General features: G+C 70.6%; 16 protein-coding genes. 10 read left to right on the top strand and 6 right to left on the bottom strand.

The annotated features are described in order from the left end of the window. Nucleotides 1-152: 152 nt before the first annotated feature. The 6 genes from ACIO1C_RS01755 to ACIO1C_RS01730 all read left to right on the top strand — a co-directional run bounded on the left by ACIO1C_RS01755 (nucleotide 153) and on the right by ACIO1C_RS01730 (nucleotide 5,868). Nucleotides 153-1,949, top strand: a complete 1,797-nt coding sequence (locus ACIO1C_RS01755; RefSeq protein WP_401857191.1) for a response regulator — start codon at nucleotides 153-155, stop codon at nucleotides 1,947-1,949. A gap of 176 nt (nucleotides 1,950-2,125) precedes the next feature. Then, nucleotides 2,126-2,986: a ketose-bisphosphate aldolase gene (locus ACIO1C_RS01750; protein WP_401857189.1), complete on the top strand. Its 861-nt coding sequence runs from the start codon at nucleotides 2,126-2,128 to the stop codon at nucleotides 2,984-2,986. 5 nt (nucleotides 2,987-2,991) lie between these two features. Next, the gene (locus tag ACIO1C_RS01745) at nucleotides 2,992-3,798 is read left to right on the top strand and encodes an HAD-IA family hydrolase (RefSeq protein ID WP_401857187.1); all 807 of its coding nucleotides are present in this window, start codon (nucleotides 2,992-2,994) and stop codon (nucleotides 3,796-3,798) included. A 23-nt stretch (nucleotides 3,799-3,821) separates the two neighbouring features. Further along, entirely contained in the window at nucleotides 3,822-4,472 is a 651-nt protein-coding gene (gene dhaL / locus ACIO1C_RS01740; protein WP_401857185.1) for a dihydroxyacetone kinase subunit DhaL, read from the top strand. A gap of 22 nt (nucleotides 4,473-4,494) precedes the next feature. Next, nucleotides 4,495-5,529, top strand: coding sequence for a dihydroxyacetone kinase subunit DhaK (dhaK, locus tag ACIO1C_RS01735; protein ID WP_401857184.1), 1,035 nt, complete (start codon nucleotides 4,495-4,497; stop codon nucleotides 5,527-5,529). 114 nt (nucleotides 5,530-5,643) lie between these two features. Beyond that, nucleotides 5,644-5,868: a dodecin gene (locus ACIO1C_RS01730; protein WP_401857182.1), complete on the top strand. Its 225-nt coding sequence runs from the start codon at nucleotides 5,644-5,646 to the stop codon at nucleotides 5,866-5,868. Nucleotides 5,869-5,938: 70 nt separating this feature from the next. Here ACIO1C_RS01730 and ACIO1C_RS01725 read toward each other — a convergent pair whose 3' ends face one another. Then, nucleotides 5,939-6,460 (bottom strand): hypothetical protein, encoded by a 522-nt coding sequence (locus ACIO1C_RS01725; RefSeq protein WP_401857181.1) that lies wholly within the window; start codon nucleotides 6,458-6,460, stop codon nucleotides 5,939-5,941. Between the two features lie 60 nt (nucleotides 6,461-6,520). On the opposite strand from ACIO1C_RS01725, the gene ACIO1C_RS01720 reads away from it, so the two are divergent. Genes ACIO1C_RS01720 through ACIO1C_RS01710 form a run of 3 tightly spaced genes read left to right on the top strand, consistent with a single transcriptional unit; the run spans nucleotide 6,521 to nucleotide 12,466 of the window. Further along, the gene (locus tag ACIO1C_RS01720; RefSeq protein ID WP_401857179.1) at nucleotides 6,521-7,528 is read left to right on the top strand and encodes an LLM class flavin-dependent oxidoreductase; all 1,008 of its coding nucleotides are present in this window, start codon (nucleotides 6,521-6,523) and stop codon (nucleotides 7,526-7,528) included. Next, the gene (locus ACIO1C_RS01715) at nucleotides 7,473-11,627 is read left to right on the top strand and encodes a caspase family protein (protein ID WP_401857177.1); all 4,155 of its coding nucleotides are present in this window, start codon (nucleotides 7,473-7,475) and stop codon (nucleotides 11,625-11,627) included. Before ACIO1C_RS01720 ends, ACIO1C_RS01715 begins: the two co-directional genes overlap by 56 nt. Continuing rightward, nucleotides 11,624-12,466 carry a serine peptidase gene (locus ACIO1C_RS01710; protein ID WP_401857175.1) on the top strand — a complete coding sequence of 281 codons (843 nt, stop codon included), beginning with the start codon at nucleotides 11,624-11,626 and terminating at the stop codon, nucleotides 12,464-12,466. Before ACIO1C_RS01715 ends, ACIO1C_RS01710 begins: the two co-directional genes overlap by 4 nt. Here ACIO1C_RS01710 and ACIO1C_RS01705 read toward each other — a convergent pair. The 3 genes from ACIO1C_RS01705 to ACIO1C_RS01695 are packed head-to-tail and all read right to left on the bottom strand — an operon-like array spanning nucleotide 12,463 to nucleotide 15,879. Then, a complete protein-coding gene (locus ACIO1C_RS01705) occupies nucleotides 12,463-13,209 on the bottom strand; it encodes a succinate dehydrogenase/fumarate reductase iron-sulfur subunit (RefSeq protein ID WP_401857174.1) in 747 nt (248 codons plus the stop codon). The two genes, ACIO1C_RS01710 and ACIO1C_RS01705, sit on opposite strands and share 4 nt — an antisense overlap. Beyond that, entirely contained in the window at nucleotides 13,206-15,155 is a 1,950-nt protein-coding gene (locus tag ACIO1C_RS01700; RefSeq protein WP_401858010.1) for a fumarate reductase/succinate dehydrogenase flavoprotein subunit, read from the bottom strand. The genes ACIO1C_RS01705 and ACIO1C_RS01700 overlap by 4 nt, the downstream gene beginning before the upstream one ends. Nucleotides 15,156-15,171: 16 nt before the next feature. After that, nucleotides 15,172-15,879 (bottom strand): succinate dehydrogenase, encoded by a 708-nt coding sequence (locus tag ACIO1C_RS01695; RefSeq protein WP_401857172.1) that lies wholly within the window; start codon nucleotides 15,877-15,879, stop codon nucleotides 15,172-15,174. A gap of 82 nt (nucleotides 15,880-15,961) precedes the next feature. On the opposite strand from ACIO1C_RS01695, the gene ACIO1C_RS01690 reads away from it, so the two are divergent. Then, nucleotides 15,962-16,954 (top strand): LysR family transcriptional regulator, encoded by a 993-nt coding sequence (locus ACIO1C_RS01690; protein ID WP_401857170.1) that lies wholly within the window; start codon nucleotides 15,962-15,964, stop codon nucleotides 16,952-16,954. A gap of 18 nt (nucleotides 16,955-16,972) precedes the next feature. Here the strand turns inward: ACIO1C_RS01690 and ACIO1C_RS01685 are convergent, their stop codons facing one another. After that, nucleotides 16,973-19,147: a putative bifunctional diguanylate cyclase/phosphodiesterase gene (locus ACIO1C_RS01685; RefSeq protein ID WP_401857168.1), complete on the bottom strand. Its 2,175-nt coding sequence runs from the start codon at nucleotides 19,145-19,147 to the stop codon at nucleotides 16,973-16,975. Beyond that, complete coding sequence (locus ACIO1C_RS01680) at nucleotides 19,144-19,956, bottom strand: SAM-dependent methyltransferase (protein ID WP_401857167.1); 813 nt, start codon at nucleotides 19,954-19,956, stop codon at nucleotides 19,144-19,146. Before ACIO1C_RS01680 ends, ACIO1C_RS01685 begins: the two co-directional genes overlap by 4 nt. Nucleotides 19,957-19,993 lie beyond the last annotated feature (37 nt).

Raw genomic sequence — 19,993 nt, 5'->3', positions numbered from 1 at the left:
CGAAACAGGGGCGAACGCCCCGTCCTTGGCCGCCCGTTCCGACCCCGTACCCCGCCCGTTTCCCGCCCTGACCTGGGCGGACATCGGCGTGGAGCCGCGCCCTGGGCCGCCCGGAGATACGCTGATACGTATGGCGAGCTCTCACCGGGCCCATGGGTGACACCGGCCCCCCGACGGGCGGCCGGGCCGGGCCGAACGCCCAGGTCGACGCCCTGAGCGGGGCTGTCGAGGACCTGGCGGGGCGGTTCGCCCTGCAACCGCTCCTGCACCGCATCCTGAGCCGCGCCGTGAGCCTGCTGGGCGCCGACGCCGGGTCGATCAGCACGGTCGACGAGAAGGCGGGCACCTACCGCAAGGAAGCCGACCTGGGTGTGGCCTGCCAGGAGGGCGCGGTCTTCCCGCTCGGAGAGGGCGTCACGGGCGCGGTGGTCGCGCGCCGGGGGCCCCGGCTCTTCGACCGGTACGGCGACGTCCCCGGCGGCCATGTCGGCGCCGGGGACCGCGACCGCCTGCACGCCACGGTCGGGGTGCCCATCGTGTGGCAGGGCGAGATCATCGGGGTGTGCGTCGTCTTCAGCACGGATCCCGTGACGCGCTTCGGCAAGGAGGACGTGGACCTGCTCGACGTCTTCGCCAAGCACGCGGCGATCGCGCTGGCCAACGCGCGGCTGCACCACAGGTCCGAGGAGCGGGCCCGCCGCCTCGCCGTCGGCGCCGAGCGGGAGCGGGTGGCCCGGGACGTGCACGACACGGTGGCCCGCGCGCTCGGGTCGATCCTGCTGCACATGGACGGGCCCGCCTCCCCCGACCAGCCGGCGCGGCTGGCGGCCGCGCGGGCCGCCGCCAGGGCCGCGCTGGTGGAGACCCGCAGGACCGTGCTCGGCCTCGGCCCCTCCCTGCTGGAGGACCATCCGCTGGACGAGGCCGTCGCCGTCGAGCTGGGCTGGGTCCGCTCCACCGCCGGTGTCCGTACGGATCTGGTGGTCACCGGCGAGCGCCCGCCGCTGTCCCCCGAGGTGGCCGCGCACGCCCTGCGCCTGGTGCAGGAGGCGCTGACCAACGCCGTCACCCACGCCGGAGCCGCCCTGATCCGGGTGGGGGTGATGTACGGCGCGGACGACGTCGCCGTGGTGGTGGAGGACGACGGGCGGGGGTTCGACCCGGGGGACACGGAGGTGCGGCGGAGCGGGCTCGGGCTGAGCGGCATCGTGGCGCGGGCCGACCAGCTCGGCGCCGACCTCCGCATCGAGTCCACACCGGGCTGGGGAACCAGGATCCGGGCCAGGATCCCCCGTACCCCGGCGGACGAGGACCGTCCCGCGGGGGTGATGACCCCGTGGCGGGTGCTGGTGGTCGACCGGCGGCCCGTCGTACGGGCCGGCCTGGTGCGGCTGCTGGACCGGGCGGGGCCCGAGATCCAGGTGGTGGGCGAGATCGCCGACGCCCGTGAGGTGGTCGACGCGGTACAGGCCCTCGAACCGGACGTCGTCCTGCTCGACCTGCGGATGCCGGGACTCGACGGTGCCCGGCTGACGTCGTACGTACGCTCCGCCAGGCCCGCCACGGCGGTGCTGGTGATGACCGACGACCTCGGCGACCCCCTGCTCCCGGAAGCCGTGCGGGCCGGTGCGCGCGGATGTGTGGGCTCGGACCTGGACGGGGCGGGACTGGTCCGGGCGGTGCTGGCCGCCGCCCACGGTGACGTCCTGCTCAGCCAGCGTGTCCTGCAGAGCATCACCGACCGTGACCACGCCGCACCGGATCCCCTCACCGGCCGGGAGCGGGAGGTGCGGGCGCTCGTGGAGCGCGGGCTGCCGGACAAGCGGATCGCCACCGCGCTCGGCATCTCGGTGAAGACGGTCGAGAAGCACGTCGGGGCCGTCCTGCGGAAGACCGGGGCGCCGAACCGTACGGCGCTGGCGCACCGCGCGGCCTCCGACGGCAGCTGAGAACGGCCGGCGCGGAGGCCGGGAGTGGGGGGATTCCCTACCCGGAGATGGGGGGATTCCCGGCCGCCCCCGCGTCTTTTCGCGGCTAACGTCGGATAACAGAGGGAATCGCGGGGGAAATAACACTCAGGGGAACATCAGGGAATATCGGGGGAAAACCGATCCCGGGAGTTCACGTGTCCGTCGTCCCGCTGACCGACATCCTGTCCGGCGCCTTCAAGGAACGTTACGGCGTACCGGCCATCAATGTGTTCAACGACCTCACCCTGGAAGCGGTGCTCGCCGCGGCGGTGGAGAAATCCTCGCCCCTGATCGTACAGACGTCCGTGAAGACGGTGAAATCGATCGGCAGTGACGTCCTGTACACGATGTGGACGTCCATGACGGCCGGTATCGAGGTGCCCGTCACCCTGCATCTGGACCACTGCCCGGAGCGCGCGGTCATCACCGAATGCCTGGACCGGGGCTGGAATTCGGTCCTGTTCGACGCCTCGCACCTCCCGGTCGAGGAGAACATGCGGCAGACGGTCGAGGTCGTCGCCGAGGCCAGGCGGCACGGCGCGCACGTCGAGGGGGAGATCGAGTCCATCACGGGCGTCGAGGACGGGATCGGCAGCGACAGTGCCGCCGCGCAGCAGGATCTCGCCGTCGCGCTGGAATTCCTCGACACCACCCATGTCGACGTCTTCGCCCCCGCGATCGGGAATGCCCACGGGTCGTACCGGAAAACGCCGGTCCTTGATTTCCGGCGGGTCTCCGACCTGGTCGCCGCCCGCTCGATTCCCATCGCGCTCCACGGCGGCAGCGGTATGTCGGACGAGCAGTTCCGCGATCTCATCGGCCGGGGATGCGCGAAGGTCAACATCTCGACCGCGCTCAAGGAGACCTTCATGAAATCGTCTCTCGCCGTCCTGCGATCGGCCGAGGAAAAACAGAAGTGGGATCCGCCGTCGTTGTTCCGGTCGGTACGGCAGGACGTCATCGACCTGGCCGGCTCGCTGATGACGGTGTTCGGCAGCGCCGGCCGGGCGAGGTGAGTGCCGTGCCCGCCCTCGTCTTCGACTGTGACGGCGTCCTCGCGGACACCGAGCGCTACGGACATCTGCCCGCGTTCAACCGGACCTTCGAGGAGTTCGGCCTCCCCGTGCGCTGGAGCGACAGCGACTACGCGGAGAAGGTGAAGGTCGGCGGGGGCAAGGAGCGGATGAAGACACTGCTGACCCCCGCCTTCGTCGCCGAGGCCGGCCTGCCCGCCGACCCGCGCCTGCTCGACGAGGAGGTCGGCCGGTGGCACCGGCGCAAGACCGAGCTCTACCTGGACATCATCGCGGGCGGCGCGATCCCGCCCCGCCCGGGAGTACGGCGGATCGCGGCGGAGGCCGACGCGGCGGGGTGGACGCTGGCTGTCGCCTCGACCTCGGCGGAACGGTCCGTGCGCGGTGTGCTCAACCTGGCCGTCGGCCCCGAACTGGCCACGCGGTTCAGTGTGTTCGCCGGGGACGTCGTCCCCCGCAAGAAACCCGCTCCCGACATCTACGACCTCGCCGTGGCCCGGCTCGGGCTCGACACCACCCGGGCCCTCGTCATCGAGGACAGTCACAACGGGCTGCTCGCGGCGCGGGACGCGGGGCTGGGCTGCGCGGTCACGACCAGCGCGTACACCGCGGAGGAGGACTTCACGGGAGCCCTGCTGGTCGTGTCCTCGCTCGGGGACCCGGCGGGCCAGGGCCCCGATCCGGCGGGGACCGTCTCCGAGGTGCTGAGCGACCCGTTCGGCGCCGGGCCCGACCCTTACGTACGGCTCGCCGCTCTCGAATTCCTGCTCGCCGCCGTGCCCGGCGCGCACTGATGTCAGGCCAGGTGAGGAGAGACATGTCCACCGCAACCACCAGTGACCTCGAATTTGTCGTCCGGACGATCGCCAGGACGGCCGTCGAGAACGAACGCGCGTTCTCCGATCTCGACGCCGTCGTCGGCGACGGGGATCTGGGCTACTCACTCGCCCGGGGCTTCGAGATCGTCCTCGCCGACTGGGACTCGTTCGACCGCGACTCCCCCTCGGACTTCCTCAAGAAGATCGCCCTGGTGATCTCCAAACGGGTCGGCGGGACGTCGGGCCCCTTGTGGGGCACCGCCTTCCTCCGGGCGGCCGGCGCGGTCTCCGACCGGTCGGAGCTGACCGCGCTGTCCGGCGAGGACGCCGTGGCGATGCTGCGGGCCGCCGCCGAGGGCATCAAGAAGCGGGGCAGGTCCGATCTCGGCGACAAGACCCTGCTGGACGCCCTGATCCCGATGACCGACGCGCTGGAGAAGGCGCTGGGCGGCGGCGGGAACGGCGCCGACCTCGCCGGGGTCGTCGCGGAGAGCGCCCGCACGGCCGCCGAGGCGACCACCCCCATGCAGGCCATGCGGGGACGGCCGAGCTACACCGGGGAGCGCAGCATCGGCTCCCCGGACGCGGGGGCCATGGCCGTCGCGGTCATGGCGGAACGTGTCGCCGACGAGTGGGCGGCCCGCGTGTGACGCGTCCGTCGCGTCCTGGGACGTGACGGCACAACCCGAACCGATCGAGGAGAGCCGGCTGATGAAGAAGTTCGTGAACGACCCGAAGAACTACGTTCCGGAGATGCTGGAGGGCCTGGCCCTGGCCAATCCCGACACCCTCCGGTACGTCCCCGAGTACAACCTGATCATGCGCGCGGACGCGCCCCGGGCGGACAAGGTGTCCCTCGTCCAGGGCTCGGGCTCCGGGCACGAACCGGCCCACGTGATGAGCGTGGGTCCCGGCATGCTCGACGCGGCCTGTCCGGGTGACGTGTTCTCCGCGCCGCCGACCGACTACGTGTACGAGACGGTGAAGCGGGTCGCGTCCCCCAAGGGCGTGCTGTTGCTGGTCAACAACTACACGGGCGACCGGATGGCCTTCGAGATGGCGGAGGAGCTGTCGGACGCCGACGGGGTGACCGTGCGCACGCTGTTCATCGACGACGACGTGTCCGTACAGGACTCGACGTACACCGTCGGACGCCGTGGGGTGGCCGGCAACTTCTTCGTCATGAAGGCGTGCGGGGCGGCGGCCGAGCGGGGCGCCGACCTGGACGAGGTGTACCGGATCGGCGAGAAGGTCAACGCCGTGACCCGGACGATGGGCTTGGCGCTGACCGCCTGCACCCCGCCCGCCAAGGGGTCGCCGCTGTTCGACCTGCCCGACGACGAGATCGAGATGGGCGTCGGCATCCACGGTGAGCCGGGCAGGCGGCGGGAGAAGCTCCAGTCGGCGGACGAACTGGTCGGGGAGCTGCTGACCGCGGTGGTGGAGGATCTGCCGTACGTGTCCGGCGACGACGTGGCGCTGATGGTCAACGGCCTCGGCGGCACGCCGCTCGGTGAGCTGTACCTGGTGTACGGGCAGGCCCACAAGCAGCTGGTCGAACGCGGGGTCGGGATCCGGCGCAGCTATGTGGGCGAGTACTGCACGTCGCTCGACATGGCGGGCGCCTCACTGACCCTGGTCCGGCTGGACGACGAGATCGCGGACCTGCTGGCCGCGCCCGCCGAGATCCCGGTGCACGTCTTCTGAGTGGTGATCCGGGAAGCGGGTACGCGGGGGTTCTGGTCTCGCGGAGCGCCGTGCACTGGGGCACCGTGGAACCACACCCGCGACATCCGCGACGCGTGCAGAGGAGACCGCTCCATGTCGAACCACACCTACCGGGTCACCGAGATCGTCGGCACCTCCCACGAGGGCATCGACGACGCCATCCGCAACGCCATCAGCCGTGCGTCCACGACGCTGCACGGTCTGGACTGGTTCGAGATGACGGAGGTCAGGGGTCATATCGAGGACGGCGTGATCGAGCACTTCCAGGTCGGTCTCAAGGTCGGGTTCCGCCTCGACTCGGCGGACGACGGCGCCTGACCGCCAGGGCTCAGCCTTCGCCTCAGGCCCCCGGCTCAGCCTTCGTCTCAGGCCCTCAAGCCCTCAGGCCTCAGGTGCGCCCCTCGCGCTCCTGACCGTCCTTGAGGGCCTGTGACGTACTGGCCCAGTCCGCCCGTACGACCCGGAAGCCCGCCCGTTCGGCGGCGGCGCAGACCAGCTCGTCGTCATCGACGAGCACGCGGACCTCGCGCTGCCGGGAGACTTCGCGCAGGACCTCCAGCTTGGTCGTACGGGCGGGGCGCCGGTCCGCGTCACGGCGCATGCGCACCGGCCCCTCGGGCAGGCCGTGCGCCGCCAGCCAGGCGAGGGTGTCCCGGCGGCAGCGTTCGGGACGGCCGGTCAGATAGAGGAGGTCGCACTCCTCGGCGGCTGCCACGGCCCGCCGTACCCCTTCGGCGAGCGGGGTGTCCCGGCCCGCCGCGCCGAAGAAGCCGTTCCAGTCCTTGGGCGCGCGCTCCAGGAAGTGCTGGCGGTGGCCCGTCTCCGCGAGGGTCCCGTCCAGATCGAACACGGCCACCGGCCGCCGGGCCGCGTCTGTCTTCTTGGTCGTCACACCGTCAGCCTTCGTCACACCGTCAGCCTAGGCAATCCGCCCGGGGAATCCCCAGCCGGAGAGGGTGTTGAACCATACGTGACCATCTCGCCGGGCATTCCGTTCTCCGTGCTGGACCGCTCCCGTACGAGGGAGGGCAGGGACGGCCCGCGGGCGCTGCGGGACACCGTCCGGTTCGCCCGGGAGACCGAGGCGCTGGGCTACCACCGCTTCTGGGCCTCCGAGCACCACGGGGTGCCCGGTGTCGCCGGTTCCGCGCCGACGGTCCTCGCGGCGGCCGTCGCCGCCGCGACGTCGACCGTCCGGGTGGGGACCGGCGGGGTGATGCTGCCGAACCACCGGCCCCTCGTCGTGGCCGAGCAGTTCGGCGTCCTGGAGTCCCTCTTCCCCGGCCGTATCGACATGGGGCTCGGCAGGTCGGTGGGGTTCACCGACGGGGTACGGAGGGCCCTGGGCCGGGACAAGCAGGACGCCGAGGACTTCCCCGCCCAGATCGAGGAGCTGCTCGGCTACTTCTCCGGCACACCGGACACCCGCCCCCGCGTCCACGCCCAGCCCGCCGAGGGCCTGCGCCCGCCGCCCTTCGTCCTGGCCACCGGGAAGGGCGCGGCGGTGGCGGCGCGGGCCGGGCTGCCGCTGGTCATCGCGGCCGTACGGGGCGAGGACGCGATGCTGCGCGCGGTCGCGGACTACCGGCGCGACTTCCGCCCTTCCGCGTGGAGCGAGCGGCCGTACGTGATGCTGTCCGGCACGGTCGCGGTGGCGGCCACCACCGAGGAGGCCCGGCGGCTGCTGCTCCCCGAGGCCTGGTCCGCCGCCTGGTCCCGTACCCACGGCGAGTTCCCGCCGCTCCTCCCGGTGGAGACCGTCCTCGCCACACCGATGACCGAACGCGAACGCACCCTGTTCGAGGAGTCCCGCCGGGGCCACCTTTACGGCACGGCGGACGACGTGGCCGAGTCCCTGGAGAAGCTCCTGGCCCGCAGCGAGGCGGACGAGTTCCTCGTCACCACGAGCACGTACGACCTGGATGCCCAACTGGACTCGTACCGAAGGCTGGCAGTGCTCCTGGGGCTCTCGGGCTGAGGCGACCGGCTTGAGCCCGCACGCGCCTTGGAGGTCCCCACGATCGGGTAGGTTGGCGGACCGCGCCGGTCACCCAACGGCGCTGCGTCAACTGACCATTTCGGGGGCCGCGTTGCTCAACGCAGCGAAAGTTCAGGACACGCCCGGCGTCGCTGTGCTGTCGATCGGTGTAGGGACGTTCGAGGACGGCTCGGAGTGGGAGGAGCTGAGCTTCGTCCCCGAGCGTATGACGGAAGTGGCCGGGGCCTTCGAACGGTTCGGCGCACAGGTTGAGTGCGTGACCGATCCCTCCGAGGAGGAGATCGAGACCCTCCTGCGGTCCTGGCTCCTCACCAAACGACCGTCCTCGGACGTCATCGTCATCCATCTCATCGGACATGGCATCAAGGACCGGAGCGGACGGCTCTCCTTCATCGGCCGGGACACGCACGAGGTCGATGTGGACCGGTGGATCGGCCGGGCCCAGCGCGAGGCCGACCGCCAGGGCGACGGGAAGCGGGTGGTCTTCCTCGTGGACACGTGCGACGCGGGCACCGCCACCGGGCGGCAGTCGCTCACCGATCTCGGCGACGAGCGGGCCGTCTGGTCCCTGGGTGCCACGGTCAGCGGTTCCCCGACGGAGCGCGGCCGGTTCAGCGGCTGGGTCGCGACCGCTCTGCACCGGCTGGCGGACACCGACTTCGCCCTCGAATCGCGCGCGATCGACTTCTCACAGTTCGTCGGCCAGGTGGCCGGTGTGGTCAAGGCCGACAGCGACTGGCGGATCTCTTTCGGCTTCAGCGTCGAACAGGGCGACGGCGACTGGCCGTTCCTGCCCAACCCGAAAGCGGTGGAACTCTCCCAGCAGGAGATCGAACGCCGCCGCGAATCCTTCTGGTACGTACCGGGACAGGACTTCGGCACCCAGGTCGCCACCGGCGCGGAGATCAGCGACGCCGTGTACTTCACCGACCGCGCGTCGGGCCGGGGCCTGGTCTCCGCCTCACCGACCACGGGCTTCTTCTCGGGGCAGGCCGGCCCTCTGGCGGAGTACCGCCGGTGGCTCGACGGGGACACTCCCCTGCTGATCGTCACGGGCGCGGCGGGTTCCGGGAAGTCGGGGCTGCTGGGTGTTTTGGTCTGTGCCGCGCATCCCCACCTGCGTCTGCGGTTCAGGGGCTTGTGGGAGGCCGCCGACCACGATCTGCCCGAGATCCCCGACATCATCTCGCTCCACGCGCGGCAGCGTACCGAGCGGCAGGTGATCGACATGGTCGTGGGCCAAGGGGGACTGACCCCGCCCGAGCCCGAGGAGGGGCGGGAAGCAGAGGGGAGCGACAGCGGTCTCGCCGACTTCCGGTGGACGGCCCACAGTCTCCGCGAGGCTCTTTTCGCGGAGGAGAAGCGGCGTCTGATCGTCATCGACGCGGTGGACGAGAGCGCGGAGCCGGATGCCGTGGTCAAGCTGATCGAGGTATTGACCGCACCTCCCGAGAAGGACGAGCCCTCGTGGCAGCCCTGCCGGGTCCTGGCCGGAAGCCGGCGGACCGTCGTCTCGGACCTGGCCGGGGAGGTTGCTGCACCGTCCCGGGTCACCTGGCTCGACCTGGACACCGCCGACCCGGCCGTCGTCGAGCACGACATCCGGTCCTACATCACGGCGTTGCTCCGGTCCGACAGGCGATACGGGCCAGGTACGGCGTCGTCGGACTACGTCGATCTGATGGCGAGCGTGGCGTCGCGGCAGATCGTCCGGGACGGCCGTCCTGGCGGTTCCTGGGGTCCGTTCCTGTTGGCGGGCATGCTCGTCCACTATCTGGTGACCCTGACCAATCCTCCGCAGGACGAGAATGCGGCGTGGGCGCACGCGTCTCGCGCGGCCGGGGATCTCCCCACCATCCTCGAAGCGGTACTGACGGCTCGTCAGTCCAGCCTGCCGCTCCTCCGGCCGGTCCTCGCCGCGCTGGCGCGGTCGAAGGGGGACGGGATGCCGTTGACTGTTCTGCGACGGTGCGTGGCGCTGTTCCGGGAGGCACCGAACTGGCCGGAGGCCGACTTCACGGACGACGACTTCGTCCGGACTTTGAGGGAGGCTTCGCCCTACCTGCGTACCGGACGGGACCCCGTCAGCGATGTAGCGCTCTACCGCTTGTTCCACCAAGGGCTGACGGACCGCCTCCGGGACCATCCGCATACCGGACTGGAACCGGTCGACCCGTCCCATGGACTGGTTCTGGAGAAGGAACTGCTCGCCGCGATCACCGAGCCGTACACGACGAACCCCGCCAGGCCCGATTCCTGGGCGACGGCCGAACCATACGTGCTGCGCCATGCCTTGGAACATGTCATCGAGGCGAATTCGCCGGACCACGCGGAGCGGCTGCTCACCGACCCGTACTTTCTCGTCCGGTTCGACACCCGCCGCGATCTGCGGGCCTTCGATCTGACCACGTCCACACGTGCCTCGGACTATGTCAATCTGCTCGGCACCTCATGGGCCGCGCACGGACGGTTCACCGATGCGGCGAACCGGGCCTCGGTGCTGGCGTACGACGCGCTGCGGCTGAACCTTGAGGGACTGCACGACGAATTCGCCGCCGTCGCGTTTGTTCTCTCGAACCACCAACAAAGTGCCGGCCATCCCGCACTGTGGGCCAAGGGAGGACACCTCGACACCAGCGCCCGGCTCGTGATGTCCGACGGCCGTATGGTGCACGACCTTGCTTTCTCACCCGACGGGACGCTGCTGGCGGCAGCGACCCACACGGGGGTGCAGGTCCGGGAAACGCAGACATGGCAACTCACCGTCCGCCCCTTCGCGGCCGCGGACAACTGGGTGTCCGCCGTGGCCTTCTCGCCGGACGGCAGGAGGCTCGCCCTCAATACGGGAAGCGAAGGCCGTCTGATCCATTTGTGGGACGTAGAAAAGCAATGCTTGATCGACTCCCCATGGCCGTACCACTCCGACCGCGTCGTGTCGTTGGCCTTCTCGCCGGACGGATCGTTGCTCGCCGCGGGAAGCGAAGACCACAGTGCGTCTGTCTGGGACATGACCAGCAGCCCGCCCGTCCGAGTGGCACGGCTGGAGCACGACGAGGATCTCACCGGTGTGGCGTTCAGCCCCGATGGCCTTCACCTGGCTACTTGTGGCCACGGAGGCCTGAGGCTGTGGAACAGCGCGGACAACTGGCGGCAATCGAACCAGTTCACTACGGACTGGACCATTGCGGTCGCCTACTCACCCGACGGTACGCTCCTGGCCGTACTCGACTCCGACGGAGAACTGACGCTGCGGTCGCCCACGAGTGGCGAGATCGTGCGGGGCACGCAGCTCGATGAGGAATCCATCGCGGGTGCGCTCGCGTTCTCCCCTGACGGAGCTCTTCTTGCCGCCGGCTGCAAACAAACGGTGTATCTCATCGATGTGACCTCGGCAGACATCATCGGTCATCTGCGGGGGCACACCAATCTCATTCGGGGGGCCGCCTTCCACGGCACCCCGCCCCTGTTGCTGCTGACAGGGGACGGAAACGGTGACATCCGTCTGTGGAACAGAGTTGTCGAATCCTCCGAGATCGCACCCCTGGCCCAGTTCCCGGCCCACATGGTCCGCTGTTCCGCCGATGGGCGTGTGTTGGTGGCAGCCGAGGACGAGGGCAGAACACTACGCCTGTACGACCCCGCCACAGGTGGAGCGCTGTCCGAAGTGGCCTTGGGCAGGCACACCGTGGAGCGGCTACTGGAGATCTCCCCCAACAATGATCTGCTCGTCCTGGTCAGTACCGACCAAACGCTCCTGCTCGCCCGCATCGGATTCCCGTCCCGCACCACCATCGTGGAGGTCTCTCCAGCGCAAGGAGTTCCGAAGTCAGGACCGCTCACTTCCTTCTCTCCCGACGGGAGACTGCTCGCGGTCCTCGTCTCTGCCACGGTGTATCCGCACGGCGGACCCGCCCTGATCAGAGTGTGGGACACCCAAACCCTGCGCGCGACAGGACATATCCCGCTGCCCGCGCGGCCCGGCCGCTTCCATTTCACCGGCTCCGACAAGCTCTTCGTCTCCACCCGTGGAGCGATCGCCGTCTACGACTGCTCACGCCCCGGAGAGGGTGCCCCATGACCCGCGTCCTCGCCTTCCACGGCGTACGCAACTACCGCGCCGCGGACACCACTCCCCGCGCGGGAGCGGCACGCCTCAGGGCCGAATGGCTGGCGGCCCTCGGCCCCACCGCCGCCGGGCTCGATCTGGAACACGCCTACTACGCCGACCTGTTGCGCGGCCACAAGCAGAGCGGAGAGCTGACGGACGACGACCTCGACCTGGTCGCCGCCTGGGCCCGTGTCTGGGGTATCGAGCCCGACGGAGTCCAGGGCCGTGCGACGGGGTGGCTCCGGTGGGTCTGCGGGCGGATCGCCCAACGCACGGGCGAGCGCCCTGCCGTGGTGGAGAAGTCCGTCCGCCTGTTCTTCCCCGAGGTCACGCGCTACTTCGCGGCCGGACGTGACGGTGTGCGGGAGCGGGTCAGGGCCGCTCTCCTGCGGCACCGGCCGCAGCTCGTCGTCGCCCACTCGCTCGGCAGCGTCGTCGCGTACGAAGCCCTGCACGACCTGGCGGACGAGGTGGAGGTCGAGCTCCTGCTCACCCTGGGATCCCCGCTCGCGCTCCCCCACGCGATCTTCCACCGGCTCGACCCCGCACCTCTGCGCGGTCTCGGGGCCAGGCCCGCCAACGTCGGGCGCTGGGTCAACATCGCCGACACCGGGGACTTCGTGGCCGTGCCCAAGGGCGCGCTGGCCAAGCTGTTCTCCGGCGTGGAGGAACAGCCCGACATCAGCATCGCACCGCTGTGGCCGCACAGCGCGCTGGACTACCTGCGTCACACGTCGGTACGGGACGTCCTCGCCCCGAGGAGGCCGGGCGGCGGGTCGTCCGACAACGTCGTGGACACGCCCGGTTAGCGCGCGACCTTCCTCGTCGCCCGCAGCCATTCCTTGTTCATCGCCGTGATCGACGGCAGGGGGATGCCTTTCGGGCAGGCCGTGGCGCACTCGCCGGCCAGGGTGCAGCCGCCGAAGCCCTCCTCGTCCATCGTCGCCACCATGTCCAGGACCCGGGTCTCGCGTTCCGGGGCGCCCTGGGGCAGGACGTTGAGGTGGTTGATCTTGGCGGAGGTGAAGAGCATCGCCGAGCCGTTGGGGCAGGCCGCCACACACGCCCCGCAGCCGATGCACTCCGCGTGTTCGAAGGCGAAGTCGGCGTCGGGCTTGGGGACGGGGGTGGCGTGGGCGTCGGGGGCGGATCCGGTGGGGGCGGTGATGTAGCCGCCCGCGCCGATGATGCGGTCGAACGCCGAGCGGTCCACCACCAGGTCCTTGACCACCGGGAAGGCGCCGGCCCGCCACGGCTCGACGTCGATGGTGTCGCCGTCGTCGAAGTGCCGCATGTGCAGCTGGCAGGTCGTGGTGCGCTCCGGGCCGTGGGCGTCGCCGTTGATGACGACCCCGCAGGCGCCGCAGATGCCCTCACGGCAGTCGTGGTCGAAGGCGACCGGCTCGTCGCCCTTGAGGATCAGCTCCTCGTTGAGGGTGTCGAGCATCTCCAGGAACGACATGTCCTCGGAGATCTTGTCGATCTCGTAGGTGACCATGGCGCCGGGGGCGTCGGCGTCGTGCTGGCGCCAGACGCGCAGGGTGAGCCTCATGCGTAGCTCCGCTGGGTGGGGTGGACGTACTCGAAGACGAGGTCTTCCTTGTGCAGGACGGGCGCGGCGCCGGTCCCGGTGAACTCCCAGGCCGCCGCGTACGAGAACTCCTCGTCGCGGCGCTCCGCCTCGCCGCCCTCCGTCTGCGACTCCTCGCGGAAGTGCCCGCCGCAGGACTCCGCGCGGTGCAGGGCGTCGAGGCACATCAGCTCGGCGAGTTCGAGGTAGTCGACGATCCGGTTGGCCTTCTCCAGCGACTGGTTGAACTCCTCGCCGGATCCCGGCACCTTGATGCGGCGCCAGAACTCCTCACGTATCTGAGGGATGCGGCCGAGCGCCTTGCGCAGGCCCTCTTCCGTACGGGCCATTCCGCAGTGGTCCCAGAGCAGTTCGCCGATCTCCTTGTGGAAGGAGTCGGGGGTACGGTCGCCGTCGACGGCCAGGAGCAGCCGCAGCCGGTCCTCGGTGTCGGCGACGGCCTCGACGGCCACCGGGTGGGAGTCGTCGACCGGGTCGAGGTGCGGGTTGCGGCCCAGGTAGTCGTTGACGGTGGCCGGCAGGACGAAGTAGCCGTCGGCGAGGCCCTGCATCAGCGCGGACGCGCCGAGCCGGTTGGCCCCGTGGTCCGAGAAGTTGGCCTCGCCGATCGCGAACAGGCCCGGCAGGGTGGTCTGGAGGTCGTAGTCGACCCAGAGTCCGCCCATCGTGTAGTGGATGGCCGGGTAGATCCGCATCGGGACCTGGTACGGGTCCTCGGCGGTGATCCGCTCGTACATCTCGAAGAGGTTGCCGTACTTCTCCTCGACGGCCTTGCGGCCGAGCCGGGCGATGGCGTCGGCGAAGTCGAGGTAGACGCCCTGGCCGCCGGGGCCGACCCCGCGGCCCTCGTCGCAGACGTTCTTCGCGGCGCGGGAGGCGATGTCGCGCGGGACGAGGTTGCCGAAGGCGGGGTAGATCCGCTCCAGGTAGTAGTCGCGCTCGTCCTCGGGGATCTGGCCGGGCGGCCGGGTGTCGCCGTGCGCCTGGGGGACCCAGATGCGGCCGTCGTTGCGCAGGGACTCGCTCATCAGCGTCAGCTTGGACTGGTGCTCGCCGGAGCGCGGGATGCAGGTGGGGTGGATCTGGGTGAAGCAGGGGTTGGCGAAGTACGCGCCCCGCCGGTGGGCGCGCCAGGCGGCGGTGGCGTTGCTGTTCTTGGCGTTGGTGGAGAGGTGGAAGACGTTGCCGTAGCCGCCGGTGGCGAGGACGACGGCGTCGGCGAAGTAGGAGGAGACCTTGCCGGTGATCAGGTCGCGGGCGACGATGCCGCGCGCCCGTCCTTCCACGACGATCAGGTCGAGCATCTCGGTACGGGGGTGCATCTCGACGGCCCCGGCGGCGATCTGCCGGGAGAGTGCCTGGTAGGCGCCGAGGAGCAGTTGCTGTCCTGTCTGGCCGCGCGCGTAGAAGGTACGGGAGACCTGGACGCCGCCGAAGGAGCGGGTGTCGAGGAGGCCGCCGTACTCACGGGCGAAGGGCACGCCCTGGGCGACGCACTGGTCGATGATCTCGACGGAGACCTCGGCGAGCCGGTGGACGTTGGACTCTCGGGCGCGGAAGTCGCCGCCCTTGACCGTGTCGTAGAAGAGCCGCTGGATGGAGTCGCCGTCGTTGCGGTAGTTCTTGGCGGCGTTGATGCCGCCCTGCGCGGCGATGGAGTGGGCGCGGCGCGGGGAGTCCTGGTAGCAGAACTGGACGACGTGGTAGCCCTGTTCGGCGAGGGTGGCACCGGCGGCGCCGCCCGCCAGGCCCGTACCGACGACGATGACGGTGTGCTTGCGGCGGTTGGCGGGGTTGACGAGTTTCGCCTCGAAGCGGCGGCGGTTCCAGCGCTCGGCGACCGGTCCTTCGGGGGCTGTGGTGTCGGCGACGGGGTCGCCGGTGGTGTAGTCGGTGTAGTCCTGCATGTCGGCTCCGTTCATGTCAGCTCACGACCCCGCTCATGACGCCTACGGGTACGGCGATGAATCCCGCGGTCAGCACCACGGCCAGGACGTTGGCCGACGCCTTGAGGATCCGTTCGCGGGTGGGGCTGCCCATGCCGAGGGTCTGGGCGGCGCTCCAGAACCCGTGCTGGATGTGCAGTCCGAGCGCCAGCATCGCGACGATGTAGATGGTGTTGCCGTACCAGGTCGAGAAGGTGTCGACGACGTTCTGGTACGGACGGCCTTCCTGGAAGCCGCCGGAGTGCACCGTGCCGGTGGTGAGGTCGAGGATGTGCCAGACGATGAACAGCGCGAGGATGATCCCGCCCCAGCGCATGGTGCGGGTGGCGTACGTGGCGCGCTGCCGCTTGTGTACGTACCCGGTCGGCCGCGCCGCGCGGTCCCGTCGGCTCAGCTGGTAGGCGCAGACGGCGTGCAGGACGACGGCGGCGACCAGGCCGATCCGCAGTCCCCACAGCGCCCACTCGTAGTGCAGGACGGGTTCACCGATGGTCCGCAGCCAGTGCGCGTATCCGTTGAAGGAGTCCAGGCCGAAGAAGATCTTGAGGTTGCCGTACATGTGCGCGACGAGGTAGGCGAGCATGAACAGGCCGCTGACGGCCATGATCACCTTTTTGCCGACCGTCGATCCCCACAGGGTGCGCGGCAGGGACGCGCGCCGGTCCGTCCGCGTTGCCAGAGCCATGTACTTGACGGTAGGGGCGGCGCGACCAGAGGTCCAAGACATGGTGCGGCTCATGTCCATAGGGTGTGCCTATGATGGATGGATGCAGTTCCAGCAGTTGCTCTACTTCGTCGCGGTCGCCGAGACCAGGCACTTCACCCGCGCCGCGGAGCGGGTCCACGTCTCCCAGCCGTCCCTCTCGCAGCAGATCAGGGCGCTGGAGAAGGAGCTGGGCGCCGAGCTGTTCAGCCGGGCCCGCGGCAATGTCACGCTGACCGACGCGGGCGAGGCGCTGCTGCCCCTGGCCCGCCGGATCCTGGCCGACTCCGAGACGGCCCGCCTGGAGGTGCAGGAGCTGGTCCAGCTGCGGCGGGGCCGGGTCAGGCTGGGGGCGCCGCCCAGCCTGTGCACCGGGCTGCTGCCCGAGGTGCTGCTGGCCTTCCACGAGCTGCATCCGGGCATCGAGCTGCTGATCGAGGAGAACGGCTCGCACGATCTGGTACGGGCGCTGGCCCGCGGCGACCTCGATCTGGCGCTGGTGGTCCTGCCGCTGCCGGCCCCCTCCCCCGCGCTGACCACCGTCGAACTGCTCCACGAGGACCTGGTCGTGGTCTCCTCGGCGTCCGCGCCGCCGCCGCGCAGGCCGCTGCGGATCGCCGATCTGGCGGACCAGCCGCTGGTGATGTTCCGGCACGGCTACGACCTGCGCGACCTGACCGTGGCCGCCTGCCGCGCCGAGGGGTTCGAGCCGTCGTTCGTCGTCGAGGGCGGGGAGATGGACGCGGTGCTGGGCTTTGTCCGGGCCGGTCTCGGGGTCGCCGTCGTCCCGAGCATGGTCGCCGGGCGGACCCGCGACCTGCGGGTCACCCCGCTCGCGCGGCCGGGACTGAGCCGTACGGTCGCCCTCGCCCACCGCAGCGACGTGGCGCCGCCACGGGCGGCCCGGGAGCTGGAACGGGTCCTGCTCTCCACCCGTACGGGAGCCCGGATGTCGGCCGAGACCGCCGCATGGCGCTCGGCCCGAACGGCGGAGGCCCGGGCCGCCGCGTCGGCGGAGGCCCGGGGGCGGGGTCCGGCCGCCGGGCCCCGCGCGTAGACCGCCTCCGGAACGCCTCTAGACCGCGTCCAGCAGCGACAGGCGATGAAGGTGCTCCGGCGGTCCTGGGCGCGCGTAGAACCAGCCCTGCGCGGTGTCACAGCCCAGCCGGCGCAGATGGTCCGCCTGCGCGCCGGTCTCCACACCCTCCACCGTGACCGCCAGGTCCAGACTGTGCGCGAGCGAGACGATGCCCTCGACGATCTTCAGGTCGACCGGGTCCGCCGGATGCTGCTGCATGCCCTGGGTGAAGGAACGGTCCAGCTTGAGCACGCTCACCGGCAGTCTGCGCAGATTGGCGAGATTCGAGTAGCCGGTGCCGAAGTCGTCCAGCGCGATGTCCACGCCCATCTCGGCGAGCTGGCGCAGCGGCTTGAGCAGGTCCTCGTCGGCGCCGATCAGCGCCGACTCGGTGACCTCCAGGCAGAGCGCCCCCGGCGCGAGGCCGATCCGCTCCAGCACCTCGACCGTCTCGGCGACCAGCCCCGGATGGTGGAGCTGGGTGGGCGAGAGGTTCACGTTGATGCGCAGCGGCCGGCCCACGGCCCCCTCGGGCAGCTGGTCCTGCCACGCCTTGGCCTGCCGTACGGACTGTTCGAGCACCCAGCGGCCGAGCGGCACGATCAGCCCGGTGTGCTCGGCGAGCGGGATGAACCGGTCGGGCCCGAGGATGCCGTGCTGCGGGTGCAGCCAGCGCACCAGGGCCTCCGCGCCGTGGACCGTACCGTCGTCCAGGTGCACCAGCGGCTGGTACTCGATGAAGAACTCGCCGCGCTCCAGGGCCGCGGGCAGCGCCGTGGTCAGCCCGTGCCGGGTGATCGCGCGCGCGTCGGCCTCGGCGTCGGCCAGCTCGAAGCGGTTGCCGCCCGCCGCCTTGGCGCGGTACATGGTGATGTCCGCGCTCCGCAGGACCTCGGCGGGGGCGCGCCCGGCGACCGGGCCCTCCACGATGCCGATGCTGCCCCGGACCGTGAACTCCCGCCCGTCGAGGCGGATCGGGGTGGCGAGCACGCCGAGGATCCGGGAGGCGAGGTCGGCCACCTCGCCGCACGAGGCGTGTCCGGTGGTCAGCGCCACGAACTCGTCGCCGCCGATCCGCGCCACCATCTCGCCCGGGGCCGTGGCGCAGCTCTGGAGCCGGTCCGCGACCTCGACCAGCAGCCGGTCGCCCGCCGAGTGCCCGAGGCTGTCATTGATGGCCTTGAAGCCGTCGAGGTCGAGGTAGCAGAGCCCGAAGCGGCTCCCGTCCGGTGCGGCGAGGGTCTTCTCCAGCCGCTCGAAGAACAGGGTCCTGTTGGGCAGTCCTGTCAGGGCGTCGTGCGTGGCCTCGTAGCGCAGCCGCAGGTTGAGCAGCCGGCGCTCGGTGGTGTCCTCCATCAGCGCGAGCTGGTACTGCGGGGCGCCCTCGGCGTCCCGCAGCAGCGAGACGGTCAGGTTGGTCCAGAGGACCGTGCCGTCGTTGCGGTAGAAGGGCTTCTCGCAGCGGAAGTGCTCCCGCTCGCCCCGCACCAGCTCGCCGTACATGCGCCAGACCTGGGGGACGTCCTCCGGGTGGACCCACTCGCTCACGTTGCGGCTGCGGACGTGGTGTTCGAGCCCGCCGAACATCTGGATGAGGGTGTCGTTGACCTCCAGCATGTTGCCGTCGAGGTCGGCGATCCCTATGCCGATGGCGGCGTCGTCGAAGACCGCGCGGAACCGGACCTCCGTGGCGTGCAGCGCCTGCTCCGCGTGGCTGCGGGCGGCGAGGGCCGAGCGCGCGATGGCCTCCTGCTCGGCGAGGGTCCGCTCGCGCAGTGCCTGGGCGAAGCCGGCGGCCAGCGCGTGCTGGAGCCGGGCGCACCGGGCGCGGGCCTCGTCGGCGGGCAGCGTCTCCGTGCCGCAGTACAGCACCAGGTACGAGTCGACGACGCCGAGCGTACGGCCGAGGGCCTCGGGGTCCGTGCAGTGCGCCGCCACCAGGGCCGCGCCGACGCCTCCGGCGGGCGCGGGGTCGAAGTGGCGCGCGTGCAGCGCGCCGCTCAACTCCCGTGCCAGCGGGAGCAGAAGCGCCTCGAACTCGGTCCGGGTCAGCGACGTCGCGCTGGCCGGGAAGATCGCCCGGCTCCAGATCGTCGCCAGCCGTCTGAGTCTGTCCTCCAGGCCGTCCGGGTCCGACGTGGCTCCCGCTGTCTCCTGCGCCGGCATCATCACGCCTTGCGTCCCACTCCGGCGAAGCCCGAGAAGGCGTACGGATCCTCCTGGTCGGCGGGGCTGTCGGGCCGCCAGTCGGGCATGGCCACCAGGCCGGGTTCGACCATCTCGAACCCGTCGAAGAACCGGGCCGTCTCCTCCTGGGACCGCATCACGAGCGGGTTGCGGATGGTGCGGTAGACGCCGACGGCGCCGCCCACCTGCTCCTTGGGGACGGGGACGCCTTCGTACGAGGCGTGGGTGAGGACGATCAGGCTGCCGGGCGCGAGCGCGTCCCGCAGCTCGGCGACCGCGCCGTAGGGGTCGTCCGCGTCCTCCAGGAAGTGCAGGACGGCGACGAGGAGCAGGGCCACGGGGCGTTCCAGGTCCAGCAGTCCGGCGGCCTCGCGGCTGGTGAGGATCTGGGCGGGCTTGCGGAGGTCCGCGCTCACGACGGCGGCGTGGTCGACCCCGGTGAGGACGGCCTGGCTGTGAGCGACGGCGACGGGGTCGTGGTCGACGTAGAGCACCCGGGCGGTGGGGTCGGCGGCCTGGGCCACTTCATGGACATTCCCGTAGGTCGGAATGCCGGAGCCGATGTCGAGGAACTGGTTGACACCGTTGTCCAGGGCGAATTTGACCGCGCGGCGCATGAACGCGCGGTTCGCCTTCATGATCTTGGGCAGCCCCGGCATGAACTCCATTGCCTTGCGCGCGGCTTCCCTGTCCACCTCGAAATTGTGCGAACCGCCCAGATAGTAGTCGTAAATGCGGGAAACGCTCGGCACCGATATGTCGATGCCCTGCGGGGCCCAGGCGGGACGCTCCATCGATGTCTCCAACAGTCGCCACGGGGTCACGGCCATG

The sequence above is a fragment of the Streptomyces sp. NPDC087420 genome (assembly GCF_044744165.1).
Taxonomy (GTDB): Bacteria; Actinomycetota; Actinomycetes; order Streptomycetales; family Streptomycetaceae; genus Streptomyces.
Note: the sequence above shows the minus strand (reverse complement) of the source record. Positions and strands in the feature narration are given on the sequence as shown.

What these genes read in the sequence shown, in the direction of transcription:
- ACIO1C_RS01755 (WP_401857191.1), top strand. Translation starts at nt 153, where the DNA reads ATGGGTGACACCGGCCCCCCGACGGGCGGCCGGGCCGGGCCGAACGCC.
- dhaL (WP_401857185.1), top strand. Translation starts at nt 3,822, where the DNA reads ATGTCCACCGCAACCACCAGTGACCTCGAATTTGTCGTCCGGACGATC.
- ACIO1C_RS01730 (WP_401857182.1), top strand. Translation starts at nt 5,644, where the DNA reads ATGTCGAACCACACCTACCGGGTCACCGAGATCGTCGGCACCTCCCAC.
- ACIO1C_RS01715 (WP_401857177.1), top strand. Translation starts at nt 7,473, where the DNA reads ATGCCCAACTGGACTCGTACCGAAGGCTGGCAGTGCTCCTGGGGCTCT.
- ACIO1C_RS01710 (WP_401857175.1), top strand. Translation starts at nt 11,624, where the DNA reads ATGACCCGCGTCCTCGCCTTCCACGGCGTACGCAACTACCGCGCCGCG.
- ACIO1C_RS01705 (WP_401857174.1), bottom strand. Translation starts at nt 13,209, where the DNA reads ATGAGGCTCACCCTGCGCGTCTGGCGCCAGCACGACGCCGACGCCCCC.
- ACIO1C_RS01700 (WP_401858010.1), bottom strand. Translation starts at nt 15,155, where the DNA reads ATGCAGGACTACACCGACTACACCACCGGCGACCCCGTCGCCGACACC.
- ACIO1C_RS01695 (WP_401857172.1), bottom strand. Translation starts at nt 15,879, where the DNA reads ATGGCTCTGGCAACGCGGACGGACCGGCGCGCGTCCCTGCCGCGCACC.
- ACIO1C_RS01690 (WP_401857170.1), top strand. Translation starts at nt 15,962, where the DNA reads ATGCAGTTCCAGCAGTTGCTCTACTTCGTCGCGGTCGCCGAGACCAGG.
- ACIO1C_RS01680 (WP_401857167.1), bottom strand. Translation starts at nt 19,956, where the DNA reads ATGGAGCGTCCCGCCTGGGCCCCGCAGGGCATCGACATATCGGTGCCG.